The organism is Pseudomonas sp. CH61 (assembly GCF_059429415.1).
Genome location: NZ_CM182098.1, coordinates 4,713,125 through 4,729,534, shown reverse-complemented (window position 1 = coordinate 4,729,534; position 16,410 = coordinate 4,713,125). Strand labels below are relative to the sequence as shown.

Below are 16,410 nucleotides of genomic sequence, written 5' to 3'. Positions count from 1 at the left end.
GTTCTAAAAACAACATCAAAAGATCGCAGCCTTCGGCAGCTCCTACACATATCTATTCACAATTCTGTGCAATCTGCTTCTGCGCCTCAACAATCCGCTCCTGACGCTGCGCATCGTCCAGCCGTCGCATCTGTCCCTCCACTTCCTCCCTCAGACGCGGATTGTTCTGCAATTGCGCAAGGTTCGTCCGTGCCTGTTCGCAAAACTGTTTGAGCTGCGCCTGCTGATCCGCAACCTGCTGCTTCACTTTGTCATCGATAGCCTTCTGATCACCCAGCACACCGCTGCCCGGCAATGCCGCCGGTTTCGGTGGAGGCGAGGAGGGCGTCTGCAAGGTTGTCGACGGCTGACCCGGTGGCGGCTGCGCATCGAAGTGCGTGACGCCTTGGGCATCGACCCATTTGTAGATTTGAGCGGCCATGCACCATGGGCTGAGGCCGATCAGCAGAGTAAGGAGGAGCGTTCGCATGCTGATTCCTTGGCAAAATTGCGCAATTGACACTAACAGAGTAGCGGTTTTCAGGTTTTTTCTTGCGTTCTCATGTGCTTACCCACAATTAACCACACAGACGACTTGACTTGGAGAGGGCGAAACAGAAGAATCCAAAGTCCGCTGTAGAGGGACTGCCAGAAGCAGACCCACTCGGTAGATCATGAGGCGCACATCCGCGCCGACCTGTTACACCCGCAACGCGTTACCTCGCGCTGGGTGGGAAAGGCCCGCAACACTTGGGACGATCCCAATACTTGCTCAGTCAGTGCTGACGTAGTCGGCGACCACCGTCGCTCATGCTCTGCCGAGAAGTAAACCTATTAAGACCCGCCCCTTTTTTGTGGACGGTATTCTGGCGTTTTAGAGGTGAACAACGTGGAGCTTTTATCTGGCGGTGAGATGCTCGTCCGCTTTTTGCGTGACGAAGGCGTCAAATATATCTACGGGTACCCGGGTGGTGCTCTCCTGCATGTTTACGATGCCCTGTTCAAAGAACCGGAAGTGACTCACATCCTGGTTCGTCACGAACAAGCGGCAACCCATATGGCTGACGGTTATGCCCGTGCCACCGGTAAAGCCGGCGTGGTATTGGTGACGTCCGGTCCTGGCGCCACAAACGCCATCACCGGTATCGCGACCGCCTATATGGACTCGATTCCAATGGTGATCATTTCCGGTCAGGTGCCAAGCACCATGGTCGGCACCGACGCGTTCCAGGAAACCGACATGATCGGTATCTCCCGGCCGATCGTGAAGCACAGCTTCATGATCAAGCACGCTTCGGAAATCCCGGAAGTCATGAAGAAGGCCTTCTACCTGGCGCAATCCGGTCGTCCGGGCCCGGTCGTGGTCGATATCCCGAAAGACATGACCAACCCGGCCGAGAAGTTCGAATACATCTTCCCGAAAAAAGCCAAGCTGCGTTCCTACAGCCCGGCCGTTCGCGGTCACTCCGGACAAATCCGCAAGGCAGCAGAAATGCTTCTGGCGGCCAAGCGTCCGGTCATGTACTCCGGTGGCGGCGTGATCCTCGGCAACGGTTCCGCACCGCTGACCGAACTGGCGAAAATGCTCAACCTGCCCGTGACCAACACCTTGATGGGCCTGGGTGGTTTCCCGGGTACTGATCGTCAGTTCATCGGCATGCTCGGCATGCACGGCAGCTACACGGCCAACCTGGCGATGCACCATGCTGACGTGATCCTCGCGGTCGGCGCGCGTTTCGACGATCGCGTGATCAACGGCCCGGCGAAGTTCTGCCCGAACGCCAAGATCATCCACATCGACATCGACCCGGCTTCGATTTCCAAGACCATCAAGGCCGACGTGCCAATCGTTGGTCCGGTGGAGAGCGTCCTGACCGAAATGGTTGCGATCCTCAAGGAAATCGGCGAGACCCCGAACAAGGAGTCGGTGGCCAGTTGGTGGAAGCAGGTGGATGAATGGCGCGGTGATCGCGGCCTGTTCCCCTACGAAAAGGGCGACGGCAGCCTGATCAAGCCGCAGACCGTGATCGAAACCCTCTGCGAAGTGACCAAGGGCGATGCCTTCATCACTTCCGACGTGGGCCAGCATCAGATGTTCGCGGCGCAGTACTACACGTTCAACAAGCCGAATCGCTGGATCAACTCCGGTGGTCTGGGCACCATGGGCTTCGGTTTTCCGGCGGCCATGGGCATCAAGTTGAGCTTCCCGGATGACGATGTTGCCTGCGTCACCGGCGAAGGCAGCATCCAGATGAACATCCAGGAACTGTCGACCTGCCTGCAATATGGCTTGCCAGTGAAAATCGTCATCCTCAACAACGGTGTTCTGGGGATGGTTCGTCAGTGGCAGGACATGAGCTACGGCAGCCGTCACTCGCACTCCTACATGGAATCGCTGCCTGACTTCGTCAAGCTGGCTGAAGCCTACGGCCACGTCGGCGTACGCATCACCGAATCGAAAGATTTGAAGTCGAAGATGGCAGAAGCGTTCGCCATGAAGGATCGCCTGGTCGTGATCGATATTTCGGTCGACACCAGCGAGCACGTCTATCCGATGCAGATCAAAGACGGCTCGATGCGCGATATGTGGCTGAGCAAGACGGAGCGTACTTAATCATGCGGCACATTATTTCCTTGCTTCTGGAAAACGAACCTGGCGCTTTGTCTCGCGTAGTCGGCCTGTTCTCGCAGCGCAACTACAACATCGAAAGCCTGACCGTGGCGCCGACCGAAGACCCGACCCTGTCGCGTCTGACGCTGACCACCGTGGGCCATGATGAAGTCATCGAGCAGATCACCAAAAACCTGAACAAGCTGATCGAAGTGGTCAAGCTGGTGGACCTGTCGGAAAGCGCTCACATCGAGCGCGAACTGATGCTGGTCAAGGTCAAGGCCACTGGCGCCCAGCGCGCCGAGATCAAACGCACCACCGATATTTACCGTGGACAGATCGTCGATGTCAGTGCCAGCGTGTATACCGTTCAGTTGACCGGTACCAGCGACAAGCTCGACAGCTTCATTCAGTCCATCGGCACCGCATCGATTCTGGAAACCGTCCGTAGCGGCGTGACCGGCATTGCCCGCGGCGACAAAGTACTCAGCATCTAAACCAAATTAGCGAATGGCCTGAACGGCCTGGATATAAAGGGGAAATTCATGAAAGTTTTCTACGATAAAGACTGCGACCTGTCGATCATCCAGGGCAAGAAAGTTGCCATCATCGGTTACGGTTCCCAGGGCCACGCCCAAGCGTGCAACCTGAAAGATTCCGGTGTCGACGTTACCGTTGGTCTGCGCAAAGGTTCGGCCACTGTTGCCAAAGCTGAAGCTCACGGCCTGAAAGTGACCGACGTTGCTTCCGCTGTTGCTGCCGCCGACCTGGTCATGATCCTGACCCCGGACGAGTTCCAGTCCTCGCTGTACAAGAATGAAATCGAGCCGAACATCAAGAAAGGCGCCACCCTGGCCTTCTCCCACGGCTTCGCGATTCACTACAACCAGGTTGTGCCGCGTGCCGACCTCGACGTGATCATGATCGCGCCGAAAGCACCAGGTCACACCGTACGTTCCGAGTTCGTGAAGGGTGGCGGTATCCCTGACCTGATCGCGATCTACCAGGACGCCTCGGGCAACGCCAAAAACGTTGCACTGTCCTACGCGGCAGGTGTTGGTGGCGGTCGTACCGGTATCATCGAAACTACCTTCAAAGACGAGACCGAAACCGACCTGTTCGGCGAACAAGCCGTTCTGTGCGGCGGTACCGTTGAACTGGTAAAAGCCGGTTTCGAAACCCTGGTTGAAGCTGGCTACGCGCCGGAAATGGCCTACTTCGAGTGCCTGCACGAACTGAAGCTGATCGTTGACCTCATGTACGAAGGCGGTATCGCCAACATGAACTACTCGATCTCCAACAACGCTGAGTACGGCGAGTACGTGACTGGCCCGGAAGTGATCAACGCCGAGTCCCGTCAGGCCATGCGCAACGCCCTGAAACGTATTCAGGACGGCGAATACGCCAAAATGTTCATCAGCGAAGGCGCAACCGGCTACCCTTCGATGACCGCCAAGCGTCGTAACAACGCCGCTCACGGCATCGAAGTCATCGGCGAGCAACTGCGCTCCATGATGCCGTGGATCGGTGCCAACAAGATCGTCGACAAAGCCAAAAACTAAGTCGTTGTCCCTTGTATGAAAAAACGCGGCCTCGGCCGCGTTTTTTCGTTTGGGGCTGTGGTTCTGGTATAAAGCTGCAGCGTTTGTGGCCGAACTGTCGTCCTCAAGCACCTGTCGAATTTTCTTCAAACCGTTGCAAGGTAATGTCCATGAGCGAACGTCCCGAAGAGCCGAACAAGGCTTCTGACGCCGAAAGCCTGCTGCCCATCGATGAACACATCGAAGAAGGGCACGACGCAGAAGGTCGTAAAGTCCGGCATCGTGGTATCTATCTGCTGCCGAATCTGTTCACCACTGCGAACCTGTTCGCAGGGTTTTACTCCATCATCAACTCCATGAGCGCTCAGGCTGCTCTAAGTGCTGGCGACTCGGCCAATGCGAGCAAGTATTTCGCGTTCGCCGCGATCGCGATCTTCGTCGCCATGGTGCTCGACGGCCTCGACGGTCGTGTGGCGCGCATGACCAACACGCAAAGTGCCTTCGGCGCCGAGTACGACTCGCTGTCGGACATGGTTGCGTTCGGTGTTGCACCGGCGCTGCTGGCGTTCGGCTGGGCATTGGGTGACATGGGCAAGGTTGGCTGGATGGTCGCCTTCATCTATGTAGCGGGCGCGGCATTGCGTCTGGCGCGCTTCAATACTCAGGTGGGTACGGCTGACAAGCGTTACTTCATCGGTCTGGCCAGTCCGGCTGCAGCCGGTGTGGTCGCGGGGATTGTCTGGGCGTTCAGCGATTACGGCATTCAGGGTTCGAAGATGTCGTTCCTGGTCGCACTGATGGTTGCGGCGGCCGGCATGCTGATGGTCAGCAACATCAAGTACAACAGCTTTAAGGAGCTGGACCTGAAGGGCCGCGTGCCGTTCGTGGCGATCCTTGCTGTCGTGCTGGTGTTCGCCGTGGTCTTCAGCGATCCACCGCGCATTCTGCTGCTGGTGTTCCTCGCCTACGCCGCTTCTGGCCCGGTGCAGTACCTGTTGCATCTTCGTCGGCACAAAAAAGCCGAGTGATGTAATTTCCCGCATACTCCGCAGTCTATGGGTGCATCAGTCCTCCAAAGCCTGCGGAGTTGCCATGTTGATCAAAGTCCCCAAAGCGTCCGATTGCCACGAGTCGGATGTCACGCCTGAAGCCATTTATCTCTCTCGCCGCCAATTGCTGGGGGCCACTGCTGCCGGTATCGCCGTCAGTAGCTTGCCACGTTGGGCCAATGCCGAGGATGCCGCTCGGTACGCCGATGTCGAACCCGGTAAAGCGCCTGCCTGGTTTAACGACAAGCTGTCCTCTACTAAATGGGGAGCAGTCAACGTCAAGGATGAGGCGATCACGCCTTATAAAGATGCAACTCACTACAACAACTTTTATGAGTTCGGTACCGACAAAGGCGATCCGGCAGCTAATGCCGGCTCACTGAAAACCGAACCGTGGAGTGTGGTGATAGACGGGGAGGTGGGTAAGCCGGGGCGATATGCACTGGAAGACTTCATGAAGCCTTATCAACTTGAAGAACGAATCTATCGCCTGCGCTGCGTAGAAGCGTGGTCGATGGTCATTCCGTGGATCGGCTTTCCAATCTCGGCGCTGCTCAAGCAGGTCGAGCCAACGTCCAAAGCCAAATACATTCGCTTTGAAACCTTGCAGGATCCCAAGAGCATGCCCGGGCAGCGCTCGGGTTTTGCCTTGATCGACTGGCCTTATGCAGAAGGCTTGCGACTGGATGAGGCGATGAATCCTTTGGCGATTCTGGCGGTAGGCATGTATGGCCGCGAACTGCCGAACCAGAATGGCGCGCCGCTGCGTCTGGTGGTGCCGTGGAAGTATGGCTTCAAGAGTGTCAAATCCATCGTGCGTATCAGTCTGGTCAGCGAGCAGCCGAAAACAACCTGGCAAAGCATTGCGGCAGATGAGTACGGGTTCTATGCGAACGTGAATCCAACGGTTGATCACCCACGCTGGACCCAGGCTCGGGAGCGGCGTCTGCCGAACAGTCTGTTCAAACCGAATGTGCGTGATACGCAAATGTTCAACGGCTATTCGGATGAAGTCGCTTCTTTATATACAGGGCTCGATCTGCGGAAGAACTACTGATGCGATTTCCGTTCTGGCGTATAGGCGTTTTCATTGCGGCGGCTATCTGGCCGATGCTGTGGCTGTATCAGGCTCTCGAGGATTTACTCGGGCCGGATCCCGGCAAGGTGTTGGTGGATCGGCTGGGCTTGGGGACGTTGGTGTTGTTACTGATCACTCTGAGCATGACGCCTATGCAGAAGCTCACCGGCTGGGCAGGGTGGATTGCAGTGCGCCGTCAGTTGGGGCTCTGGTGTTTTGCCTATGTGGTTTTGCATCTGTGTAGCTATATGGCGTTTATTCTGGGTTTCGATTGGTCGCAGCTGACGGTCGAGTTGCGCAAGCGGCCCTACATAATAGTGGGGGCGTTGGGCTTTCTCGGATTGTTGGCGCTGGCGCTGACGTCGAATCGCTACAGTCAGCGTCGTTTGGGTTCGCGCTGGAAGAAGCTGCATCGTCTGGTTTACGTGATTTTGGGCTTGGGTCTACTGCATATGTTGTGGATCGTGCGAGCTGATCTGGAGGAGTGGGCAATCTATGCCTTTATAGGCGCAGTGCTTCTGTTGCTGCGTATTCCGCCGGTGATGCGCCGAATCCCGCGATTGATGGCGAAAAAGCAGGTTTTGCAAGAAAAGCGAAATTAACGGTTGACGGCAGATTTCAGATGTCTATAATTCGCCCCACTTCCGGCGCAGTCGAAACGGAAAACTCCTTGAGATTCAATGAGTTATGTAGGTTTCGGCAGCAGGTTGCTTCAGTTCATCGAAGCCGAAAGGAAGTTGAAAAAGAGGTGTTGACAGCAGCGTGTAACGCTGTAGAATTCGCCTCCCGCTGACGAGAGATCGGAAGCGCAAGTGGTTGAAGTTGTTGAAGAATTCTTCGAAAGCTTCTGAAAATAATCACTTGACAGCAAATGAGGCTGCTGTAGAATGCGCGCCTCGGTTGAGACGAAAGATCTTAACCAACCGCTCTTTAACAACTGAATCAAGCAATTCGTGTGGGTGCTTGTGGAGTCAGACTGATAGTCAACAAGATTATCAGCATCACAAGTTACTCCGCGAGAAATCAAAGATGTAACCAACGATTGCTGAGCCAAGTTTAGGGTTTCTTAAAAACCCAAAGATGTTTGAACTGAAGAGTTTGATCATGGCTCAGATTGAACGCTGGCGGCAGGCCTAACACATGCAAGTCGAGCGGATGACAGGAGCTTGCTCCTGGATTCAGCGGCGGACGGGTGAGTAATGCCTAGGAATCTGCCTGGTAGTGGGGGACAACGTTTCGAAAGGAACGCTAATACCGCATACGTCCTACGGGAGAAAGCAGGGGACCTTCGGGCCTTGCGCTATCAGATGAGCCTAGGTCGGATTAGCTAGTTGGTGAGGTAATGGCTCACCAAGGCGACGATCCGTAACTGGTCTGAGAGGATGATCAGTCACACTGGAACTGAGACACGGTCCAGACTCCTACGGGAGGCAGCAGTGGGGAATATTGGACAATGGGCGAAAGCCTGATCCAGCCATGCCGCGTGTGTGAAGAAGGTCTTCGGATTGTAAAGCACTTTAAGTTGGGAGGAAGGGTTGTAGATTAATACTCTGCAATTTTGACGTTACCGACAGAATAAGCACCGGCTAACTCTGTGCCAGCAGCCGCGGTAATACAGAGGGTGCAAGCGTTAATCGGAATTACTGGGCGTAAAGCGCGCGTAGGTGGTTCGTTAAGTTGGATGTGAAATCCCCGGGCTCAACCTGGGAACTGCATTCAAAACTGTCGAGCTAGAGTATGGTAGAGGGTGGTGGAATTTCCTGTGTAGCGGTGAAATGCGTAGATATAGGAAGGAACACCAGTGGCGAAGGCGACCACCTGGACTGATACTGACACTGAGGTGCGAAAGCGTGGGGAGCAAACAGGATTAGATACCCTGGTAGTCCACGCCGTAAACGATGTCAACTAGCCGTTGGGAGCCTTGAGCTCTTAGTGGCGCAGCTAACGCATTAAGTTGACCGCCTGGGGAGTACGGCCGCAAGGTTAAAACTCAAATGAATTGACGGGGGCCCGCACAAGCGGTGGAGCATGTGGTTTAATTCGAAGCAACGCGAAGAACCTTACCAGGCCTTGACATCCAATGAACTTTCCAGAGATGGATTGGTGCCTTCGGGAACATTGAGACAGGTGCTGCATGGCTGTCGTCAGCTCGTGTCGTGAGATGTTGGGTTAAGTCCCGTAACGAGCGCAACCCTTGTCCTTAGTTACCAGCACGTCATGGTGGGCACTCTAAGGAGACTGCCGGTGACAAACCGGAGGAAGGTGGGGATGACGTCAAGTCATCATGGCCCTTACGGCCTGGGCTACACACGTGCTACAATGGTCGGTACAAAGGGTTGCCAAGCCGCGAGGTGGAGCTAATCCCATAAAACCGATCGTAGTCCGGATCGCAGTCTGCAACTCGACTGCGTGAAGTCGGAATCGCTAGTAATCGTGAATCAGAATGTCACGGTGAATACGTTCCCGGGCCTTGTACACACCGCCCGTCACACCATGGGAGTGGGTTGCACCAGAAGTAGCTAGTCTAACCTTCGGGAGGACGGTTACCACGGTGTGATTCATGACTGGGGTGAAGTCGTAACAAGGTAGCCGTAGGGGAACCTGCGGCTGGATCACCTCCTTAATCGACGACATCAGCTGCTCCATAAGTTCCCACACGAATTGCTTGATTCATTGAAGAAGACGAAAGAAGCAGCCTGTATCGGTTTGTAGCTGAGTTGGTTAGAGCGTACCCCATGCTTTGTGGTTAAGAGCAGGGTGAGGTCGGCCTTAGTAGCTCGAAATTGGGTCTGTAGCTCAGTTGGTTAGAGCGCACCCCTGATAAGGGTGAGGTCGGCAGTTCGAATCTGCCCAGACCCACCAATTTTGTGTGGGAAACGCCTGTAGAAATACGGGGCCATAGCTCAGCTGGGAGAGCGCCTGCCTTGCACGCAGGAGGTCAGCGGTTCGATCCCGCTTGGCTCCACCACTACTGCTTCTCTTGTATAAAGCTTAGAAATGAGCATTCCATCGTTGTGATGGTGAATGTTGATTTCTAGTCTTTGACTAGTTCGTTCTTTAAAAATTTGGGTATGTGATAGAAAGATAGACTGAACGTTACTTTCACTGGTAACGGATCAGGCTAAGGTAAAATTTGTGAGTTCTCTTAATTGAGAAATTCGAATTTTCGGCGAATGTCGTCTTCACAGTATAACCAGATTGCTTGGGGTTATATGGTCAAGTGAAGAAGCGCATACGGTGGATGCCTTGGCAGTCAGAGGCGATGAAAGACGTGGTAGCCTGCGAAAAGCTTCGGGGAGTCGGCAAACAGACTTTGATCCGGAGATGTCTGAATGGGGGAACCCAGCCATCATAAGATGGTTATCTTGTACTGAATACATAGGTGCAAGAGGCGAACCAGGGGAACTGAAACATCTAAGTACCCTGAGGAAAAGAAATCAACCGAGATTCCCTTAGTAGTGGCGAGCGAACGGGGACTAGCCCTTAAGTGGCTTTGAGATTAGCGGAACGCTCTGGAAAGTGCGGCCATAGTGGGTGATAGCCCTGTACGCGAAAATCTCTTGGTCATGAAATCGAGTAGGACGGAGCACGAGAAACTTTGTCTGAATATGGGGGGACCATCCTCCAAGGCTAAATACTACTGACTGACCGATAGTGAACTAGTACCGTGAGGGAAAGGCGAAAAGAACCCCGGAGAGGGGAGTGAAATAGATCCTGAAACCGTATGCGTACAAGCAGTGGGAGCAGACTTTGTTCTGTGACTGCGTACCTTTTGTATAATGGGTCAGCGACTTATTTTCAGTGGCGAGCTTAACCGAATAGGGGAGGCGTAGCGAAAGCGAGTCTTAATAGGGCGTCTAGTCGCTGGGAATAGACCCGAAACCGGGCGATCTATCCATGGGCAGGTTGAAGGTTGGGTAACACTAACTGGAGGACCGAACCGACTACCGTTGAAAAGTTAGCGGATGACCTGTGGATCGGAGTGAAAGGCTAATCAAGCTCGGAGATAGCTGGTTCTCCTCGAAAGCTATTTAGGTAGCGCCTCATGTATCACTGTAGGGGGTAGAGCACTGTTTCGGCTAGGGGGTCATCCCGACTTACCAAACCGATGCAAACTCCGAATACCTACAAGTGCCGAGCATGGGAGACACACGGCGGGTGCTAACGTCCGTCGTGAAAAGGGAAACAACCCAGACCGTCAGCTAAGGTCCCAAAGTTATGGTTAAGTGGGAAACGATGTGGGAAGGCTTAGACAGCTAGGAGGTTGGCTTAGAAGCAGCCACCCTTTAAAGAAAGCGTAATAGCTCACTAGTCGAGTCGGCCTGCGCGGAAGATGTAACGGGGCTCAAACCATACACCGAAGCTACGGGTATCACCTTCGGGTGATGCGGTAGAGGAGCGTTCTGTAAGCCTGTGAAGGTGAGTTGAGAAGCTTGCTGGAGGTATCAGAAGTGCGAATGCTGACATGAGTAACGACAATGGGTGTGAAAAACACCCACGCCGAAAGACCAAGGTTTCCTGCGCAACGTTAATCGACGCAGGGTTAGTCGGTCCCTAAGGCGAGGCTGAAAAGCGTAGTCGATGGAAAACAGGTTAATATTCCTGTACTTCTGGTTATTGCGATGGAGGGACGGAGAAGGCTAGGCCAGCTTGGCGTTGGTTGTCCAAGTTTAAGGTGGTAGGCTGAGATCTTAGGTAAATCCGGGATCTTAAGGCCGAGAGCTGATGACGAGTGTTCTTTTAGAACACGAAGTGGTTGATGCCATGCTTCCAAGAAAAGCTTCTAAGCTTCAGGTAACCAGGAACCGTACCCCAAACCGACACAGGTGGTTGGGTAGAGAATACCAAGGCGCTTGAGAGAACTCGGGTGAAGGAACTAGGCAAAATGGCACCGTAACTTCGGGAGAAGGTGCGCCGGTGAGGGTGAAGGACTTGCTCCGTAAGCTCATGCCGGTCGAAGATACCAGGCCGCTGCGACTGTTTATTAAAAACACAGCACTCTGCAAACACGAAAGTGGACGTATAGGGTGTGACGCCTGCCCGGTGCCGGAAGGTTAATTGATGGGGTTAGCTAACGCGAAGCTCTTGATCGAAGCCCCGGTAAACGGCGGCCGTAACTATAACGGTCCTAAGGTAGCGAAATTCCTTGTCGGGTAAGTTCCGACCTGCACGAATGGCGTAACGATGGCGGCGCTGTCTCCACCCGAGACTCAGTGAAATTGAAATCGCTGTGAAGATGCAGTGTATCCGCGGCTAGACGGAAAGACCCCGTGAACCTTTACTATAGCTTTGCACTGGACTTTGAATTTGCTTGTGTAGGATAGGTGGGAGGCTTTGAAGCGTGGACGCCAGTTCGCGTGGAGCCATCCTTGAAATACCACCCTGGCAACTTTGAGGTTCTAACTCAGGTCCGTTATCCGGATCGAGGACAGTGTATGGTGGGTAGTTTGACTGGGGCGGTCTCCTCCTAAAGAGTAACGGAGGAGTACGAAGGTGCGCTCAGACCGGTCGGAAATCGGTCGTAGAGTATAAAGGCAAAAGCGCGCTTGACTGCGAGACAGACACGTCGAGCAGGTACGAAAGTAGGTCTTAGTGATCCGGTGGTTCTGTATGGAAGGGCCATCGCTCAACGGATAAAAGGTACTCCGGGGATAACAGGCTGATACCGCCCAAGAGTTCATATCGACGGCGGTGTTTGGCACCTCGATGTCGGCTCATCACATCCTGGGGCTGAAGCCGGTCCCAAGGGTATGGCTGTTCGCCATTTAAAGTGGTACGCGAGCTGGGTTTAGAACGTCGTGAGACAGTTCGGTCCCTATCTGCCGTGGACGTTTGAGATTTGAGAGGGGCTGCTCCTAGTACGAGAGGACCGGAGTGGACGAACCTCTGGTGTTCCGGTTGTCACGCCAGTGGCATTGCCGGGTAGCTATGTTCGGGAAAGATAACCGCTGAAAGCATCTAAGCGGGAAACTTGCCTCAAGATGAGATCTCACTGGAACCTTGAGTTCCCTGAAGGGCCGTCGAAGACTACGACGTTGATAGGTTGGGTGTGTAAGCGCTGTGAGGCGTTGAGCTAACCAATACTAATTGCCCGTGAGGCTTGACCATATAACACCCAAGCAATTTGCGTCGAAGAGACCAGATTGCGGTGTGTGAAGACGAAACGAACCGAAAGTTCGACTGCACTTAAAAAAGCAGCACAAAACACCGAAAGCTGTCACATACCCAATTTGCTGAAGCGAGGCCATCTGGTCACGACTCAGTACCCGAATTTCTTGACGACCATAGAGCGTTGGAACCACCTGATCCCATCCCGAACTCAGCAGTGAAACGATGCATCGCCGATGGTAGTGTGGGGTTTCCCCATGTGAGAGTAGGTCATCGTCAAGATTAAATTCCGAAACCCCAATTGCGAAAGCAGTTGGGGTTTTGTTTTGCCCGCAGGAAAGTTTTTTGCTCGCGGTAGCGAACAAATTTGCACAGTTATTTTCGAATCAGAACACTAGAATAGCCCCACCTTATTCGGAGCCAGAGCCTTTATGTCAGAGTCGGTTGACGCCCCCGGGCTGTCAGATTTACCGCTGGAAGACTTGGTGGCCTGTCACGAGTGCGACCTGCTGTTGCGCAAGCCAACGCTTGCTCACGGAGAGAAAGCGCTCTGTCCTCGCTGCGGTTACGAACTGTACGCTCACCGTCATAACGTGGTGCAGCGCAGCCTTGCCTTGGTGATCGCAGCATTATTGCTGTACATCCCGGCAAACTTTTTACCCATCATGCAACTCAATATCCTCGGACAATCTTCGCAGGATACGGTCTGGAGCGGCGTACTCGGCCTGTTCAATACGGACATGCAGGGCGTTTCGATTGTCGTATTCCTGTGCAGCATGGCCATACCGCTGCTCAAGTTGCTGTGCCAGTTATTCGTTTTGCTGACGATTCGCTTCAATGCCGGACGCAGCTATGGCTTGCTGCTCTATCGCATTTACCACCACCTCAAAGACTGGGGAATGCTCGAGGTTTACCTCATGGGGGTACTGGTGGCGATCGTCAAACTGGCTGATATGGCAGCGATCACCGTAGGCCTCGGCCTGGCATGTTTTATCGGCTTGTTGTTGGTACAGGTCTGGCTGGAAGTGGTGATGTCACCGCATCAGATCTGGCAGGCGTTATCAGGAGAGGACGCTCATGCGGGCGATTGATGCGGGCATTCTGGTGTGTACCGAATGCCACGAATTGAACAAACAGGAAGCGGACACCGACGAGCAAACCTGCAGCCGTTGCGGTGCGCTGGTTCACGCCCGGCGTCCGAACAGCCTCGCGCGAACCTGGGCGCTGCTGATCACGGCTGCAATCATCTACATTCCGGCCAATGTCTTGCCGATCATGACTGTCAGTTCTTTGGGGCAGGGTGATCCGAGCACCATCATGTCCGGGGTGATCCAACTGGTGCAGCACGGCATGATTCCGATCGCCGCCGTGGTGTTTATCGCCAGTATTCTCGTGCCCACCTTCAAACTGGTGGGTATCGCGCTGCTGTTGTTTTCGGTGCAACGACGCCAGCCGTTATCCGCTCGTCAGCGCATCTGGATGTACCGTTTTATCGAGTTCATTGGCCGCTGGTCGATGCTCGATATATTTGTGATCGCCATTCTCGTGGCGGTCGTCAACTTCGGCCGGCTTGCCAGTGTCGAAGCCAATCTTGGCGCCATCGCCTTCGCCAGTGTGGTGATTCTGACGATGCTCGCCGCAGTAACTTTCGATCCCCGACTGATTTGGGATAACACGGAGTCGGACGACGACCATGACTGATTTGCCCGTAGCGAAAACCCGACCGGCTTCGAACTGGTCTGCCATTTGGGTTCTGCCTCTGATCGCGCTGATCATCGGTGGCTGGCTCGGCTGGCGCGCCTATTCCGAAACCGGTATCGAGATCCAGATCCGCTTCGAGAGTGGCGAAGGTATCCAGGCCAACAAGACCGAGGTCATGTACAAGGGCATGTCGGTCGGTAAGGTCAAGGCGCTCAAACTCGACGATGAGGGTAACTCCAAAGGCGTCATCGCCACCGTCGAGATGAATAAAGACGTTGAGCAATACCTCAAGACCAGCACGCGCTTCTGGCTGGTCAAACCGAGTGTGACCCTGGCCGGTATCACCGGACTGGAAACCCTGGTATCCGGTAACTACGTGGCTATCAGCCCCGGCGAAGGCGAGCCTGTGCGCAAGTTCAAGGCACTCTCCGAAGAGCCGCCGCTGTCCGACGCCAAGCCTGGCCTGCATCTGACCATCAAGGCTGATCGTCTTGGCTCGTTGAGCCGTGGCAGCCCGGTGTTCTACAAGCAGATCAAAGTCGGCCAGGTCAAAAGCTACCTGCTCTCGGAAGATCAAAGCACAGTAGAGCTGAAAGTCTTCATCGAGCCGACTTACGCCAAACTGGTGCGCAAACACACGCGTTTCTGGAACGCCAGCGGCATCAGCATCGACGCCAACCTGTCCGGCGTGAAAGTGCGCAGCGAATCGCTGGCCAGCATCGTCGCCGGCGGTATCGCTTTCGCTACACCAGAGAACCGCAAGGACAGCCCGCCGACCGATCCAAGCCTGCCGTTCCGTCTCTATGAGGACTTCGACGCTGCGGCTGCCGGGATTCGCGTAAAGGTCAAACTCAGCGACTTCGAAGGACTGCAGGCTGGCCGCACACCGGTGATGTACAAAGGCATTCAAGTCGGCAACATGAAGGCGCTGAAGGTTGATCCTGACCTGAACAGCGCCACAGCCGAGCTCACCCTCGATCCATTGGCTGAGGACTATCTGGTCGATGGCACGCAGTTCTGGGTAGTTAAACCGTCGATTTCTCTGGCAGGGATCACCGGTCTGGAAGCCTTGGTGAAGGGTAACTACATCGCCGTACGCCCGGGCGATAAAGGTGCGGCACCGAAACGCGAATTCGAGGCCCGGCCAAAGGCGCCGCCGCTGGATCTGCGCTCACCGGGCTTGCACCTGGTGCTGTTTACCGATGTCCTCGGCTCGATCGATGTGGGCAGTCCAATTTTGTACAAACAGGTCAAGGTCGGTTCGGTGCAGAGCTATCAGTTCTCCAAGACCAAGAAGCAATTGGTCATTGGCGTGCACATCGATAAGGAATACGAAAACCTGGTCAACGCCTCCACGCGCTTTTGGAATGTCAGTGGCATCACGTTGACCGGCGGACTGACCGGTGGCATTCAAGTCAAGAGTGAGTCGCTGCAGACCCTGATGGCCGGTGGCATCGCCTTCGAGACACCGCAAGCCAAGGCGCCGCTGCAGAAACGTATTCCGCGTTTCCGCCTGTTCGCCAACCATGATGAGGCGAATCAGAAAGGCACGGTGGTGACGATCAAAGTCGATCGCGCTGATGGTCTGCGCAGTGGTACCCCAGTGCGCTTCAAGGGGCTGGATGTCGGCAAGATTGAAAGTGTTGATCTGACCGATGACTTGCAGTCGGTCATCCTCACGGCGCGCATCACCGAAGTGCCAGAGAAGATCGCCCGGGTCGGCAGTCAGTTCTGGGTGGTCAAACCGGAGCTGGGCCTGATCAAGACTGCCAATCTGGAAACCCTGGTGACCGGGCAGTACATCGAAGTGCAGCCGGCGGCGAAGAATCTCGGCCCGCAGAAAAACTTCGTTGCCCTGGCCAATGCGCCGGAAGTCACAAAACAAGAGGCGGGGCTGAGTCTGGTATTGAGCGCTGCCCGTCGTGGATCGCTGAAACCGGGTGTGCCGGTGACTTACCGTGAAATCACTGTGGGTAAAGTCACCGGTTATGAACTGGGACAGACGGCGGACCGGGTGTTGGTGCACATTCTGATCGAGCCGAAGTACGCGCCGTTGGTGCGCAGCGGTAGCCGGTTCTGGAACACCAGCGGTGTTGGTTTTGATATCGGTCTGTTCAACGGGCTGACAGTGCGCACCGAGTCGCTGGAGACGGCGATTCAGGGTGGGATTGCTTTCGCCACGCCGGATGGCGAGCGCATGGGCAACCCGGCGCGGGCTGAGCAGACCTTCCCGCTGTTCGACAAGTTTGAGGATGAGTGGCTGACGTGGGCGCCGAAGATTTCCCTCGGTAAGTAAATCCTGCGGTGTCTGAAGTGGCGCCATCGCGAGCAGGCTCACTCCTA

Annotated in this window: 10 protein-coding genes, 2 tRNA genes and 3 rRNA genes; 14 read left to right on the top strand and 1 reads right to left on the bottom strand. The window is 54.8% G+C overall.

The window, feature by feature from the left end; translation table 11 throughout:
• Positions 1 to 52 precede the first annotated feature (52 nt).
• Complete coding sequence (locus tag AC5SEM_RS21135; RefSeq protein WP_495471196.1) at positions 53 to 469, bottom strand: DUF4124 domain-containing protein; 417 nt, start codon at positions 467 to 469, stop codon at positions 53 to 55.
• Positions 470 to 868: 399 nt separating this feature from the next.
• On the opposite strand from AC5SEM_RS21135, the gene AC5SEM_RS21130 reads away from it, so the two are divergent.
• From AC5SEM_RS21130 to AC5SEM_RS21065, 14 genes are all read left to right on the top strand, one after another.
• Complete coding sequence (locus AC5SEM_RS21130) at positions 869 to 2,593, top strand: acetolactate synthase 3 large subunit (RefSeq protein WP_077574872.1); 1,725 nt, start codon at positions 869 to 871, stop codon at positions 2,591 to 2,593.
• Between the two features lie 2 nt (positions 2,594 to 2,595).
• A complete protein-coding gene (ilvN, locus tag AC5SEM_RS21125; protein ID WP_003176102.1) occupies positions 2,596 to 3,087 on the top strand; it encodes an acetolactate synthase small subunit in 492 nt (163 codons plus the stop codon).
• A gap of 48 nt (positions 3,088 to 3,135) precedes the next feature.
• Positions 3,136 to 4,152, top strand: coding sequence for a ketol-acid reductoisomerase (gene ilvC, locus AC5SEM_RS21120; protein ID WP_007909969.1), 1,017 nt, complete (start codon positions 3,136 to 3,138; stop codon positions 4,150 to 4,152).
• Positions 4,153 to 4,301: 149 nt separating this feature from the next.
• Entirely contained in the window at positions 4,302 to 5,159 is an 858-nt protein-coding gene (pssA, locus tag AC5SEM_RS21115) for a CDP-diacylglycerol--serine O-phosphatidyltransferase (RefSeq protein ID WP_016983477.1), read from the top strand.
• 64 nt (positions 5,160 to 5,223) lie between these two features.
• Positions 5,224 to 6,237, top strand: coding sequence for a protein-methionine-sulfoxide reductase catalytic subunit MsrP (gene msrP / locus AC5SEM_RS21110; protein ID WP_495471195.1), 1,014 nt, complete (start codon positions 5,224 to 5,226; stop codon positions 6,235 to 6,237).
• Complete coding sequence (gene msrQ / locus AC5SEM_RS21105; protein ID WP_495471194.1) at positions 6,237 to 6,860, top strand: protein-methionine-sulfoxide reductase heme-binding subunit MsrQ; 624 nt, start codon at positions 6,237 to 6,239, stop codon at positions 6,858 to 6,860. The genes msrP and msrQ overlap by 1 nt, the downstream gene beginning before the upstream one ends.
• A gap of 484 nt (positions 6,861 to 7,344) precedes the next feature.
• Positions 7,345 to 8,881 (top strand): 16S ribosomal RNA (locus AC5SEM_RS21100).
• Positions 8,882 to 9,043: 162 nt separating this feature from the next.
• A tRNA-Ile gene (locus AC5SEM_RS21095) sits at positions 9,044 to 9,120 on the top strand.
• A 30-nt stretch (positions 9,121 to 9,150) separates the two neighbouring features.
• Positions 9,151 to 9,226 (top strand) — tRNA-Ala (locus AC5SEM_RS21090).
• Positions 9,227 to 9,472: 246 nt separating this feature from the next.
• A 23S ribosomal RNA gene (locus AC5SEM_RS21085) occupies positions 9,473 to 12,366 on the top strand.
• A 166-nt stretch (positions 12,367 to 12,532) separates the two neighbouring features.
• Positions 12,533 to 12,648, top strand: a 5S ribosomal RNA gene (gene rrf, locus AC5SEM_RS21080).
• Together the 16S, 23S and 5S rRNA genes with 2 tRNA genes alongside form the textbook arrangement of a ribosomal RNA operon.
• Before the next feature lie 149 nt (positions 12,649 to 12,797).
• Positions 12,798 to 13,457, top strand: coding sequence for a paraquat-inducible protein A (locus AC5SEM_RS21075; protein ID WP_123595849.1), 660 nt, complete (start codon positions 12,798 to 12,800; stop codon positions 13,455 to 13,457).
• A complete protein-coding gene (locus AC5SEM_RS21070; protein WP_034156070.1) occupies positions 13,444 to 14,067 on the top strand; it encodes a paraquat-inducible protein A in 624 nt (207 codons plus the stop codon). The genes AC5SEM_RS21075 and AC5SEM_RS21070 overlap by 14 nt, the downstream gene beginning before the upstream one ends.
• A complete protein-coding gene (locus AC5SEM_RS21065; protein WP_077574544.1) occupies positions 14,060 to 16,363 on the top strand; it encodes a PqiB family protein in 2,304 nt (767 codons plus the stop codon). Before AC5SEM_RS21070 ends, AC5SEM_RS21065 begins: the two co-directional genes overlap by 8 nt.
• Positions 16,364 to 16,410: the final 47 nt, after the last annotated feature.

Excerpts from the sequence above, each read along its gene's own strand:
- AC5SEM_RS21135 (WP_495471196.1), bottom strand. The coding sequence starts at position 469 with ATGCGAACGCTCCTCCTTACTCTGCTGATCGGCCTCAGCCCATGGTGC.
- ilvN (WP_003176102.1), top strand. The coding sequence starts at position 2,596 with ATGCGGCACATTATTTCCTTGCTTCTGGAAAACGAACCTGGCGCTTTG.
- ilvC (WP_007909969.1), top strand. The coding sequence starts at position 3,136 with ATGAAAGTTTTCTACGATAAAGACTGCGACCTGTCGATCATCCAGGGC.
- pssA (WP_016983477.1), top strand. The coding sequence starts at position 4,302 with ATGAGCGAACGTCCCGAAGAGCCGAACAAGGCTTCTGACGCCGAAAGC.
- msrP (WP_495471195.1), top strand. The coding sequence starts at position 5,224 with ATGTTGATCAAAGTCCCCAAAGCGTCCGATTGCCACGAGTCGGATGTC.
- msrQ (WP_495471194.1), top strand. The coding sequence starts at position 6,237 with ATGCGATTTCCGTTCTGGCGTATAGGCGTTTTCATTGCGGCGGCTATC.
- AC5SEM_RS21075 (WP_123595849.1), top strand. The coding sequence starts at position 12,798 with ATGTCAGAGTCGGTTGACGCCCCCGGGCTGTCAGATTTACCGCTGGAA.
- AC5SEM_RS21070 (WP_034156070.1), top strand. The coding sequence starts at position 13,444 with ATGCGGGCGATTGATGCGGGCATTCTGGTGTGTACCGAATGCCACGAA.
- AC5SEM_RS21065 (WP_077574544.1), top strand. The coding sequence starts at position 14,060 with ATGACTGATTTGCCCGTAGCGAAAACCCGACCGGCTTCGAACTGGTCT.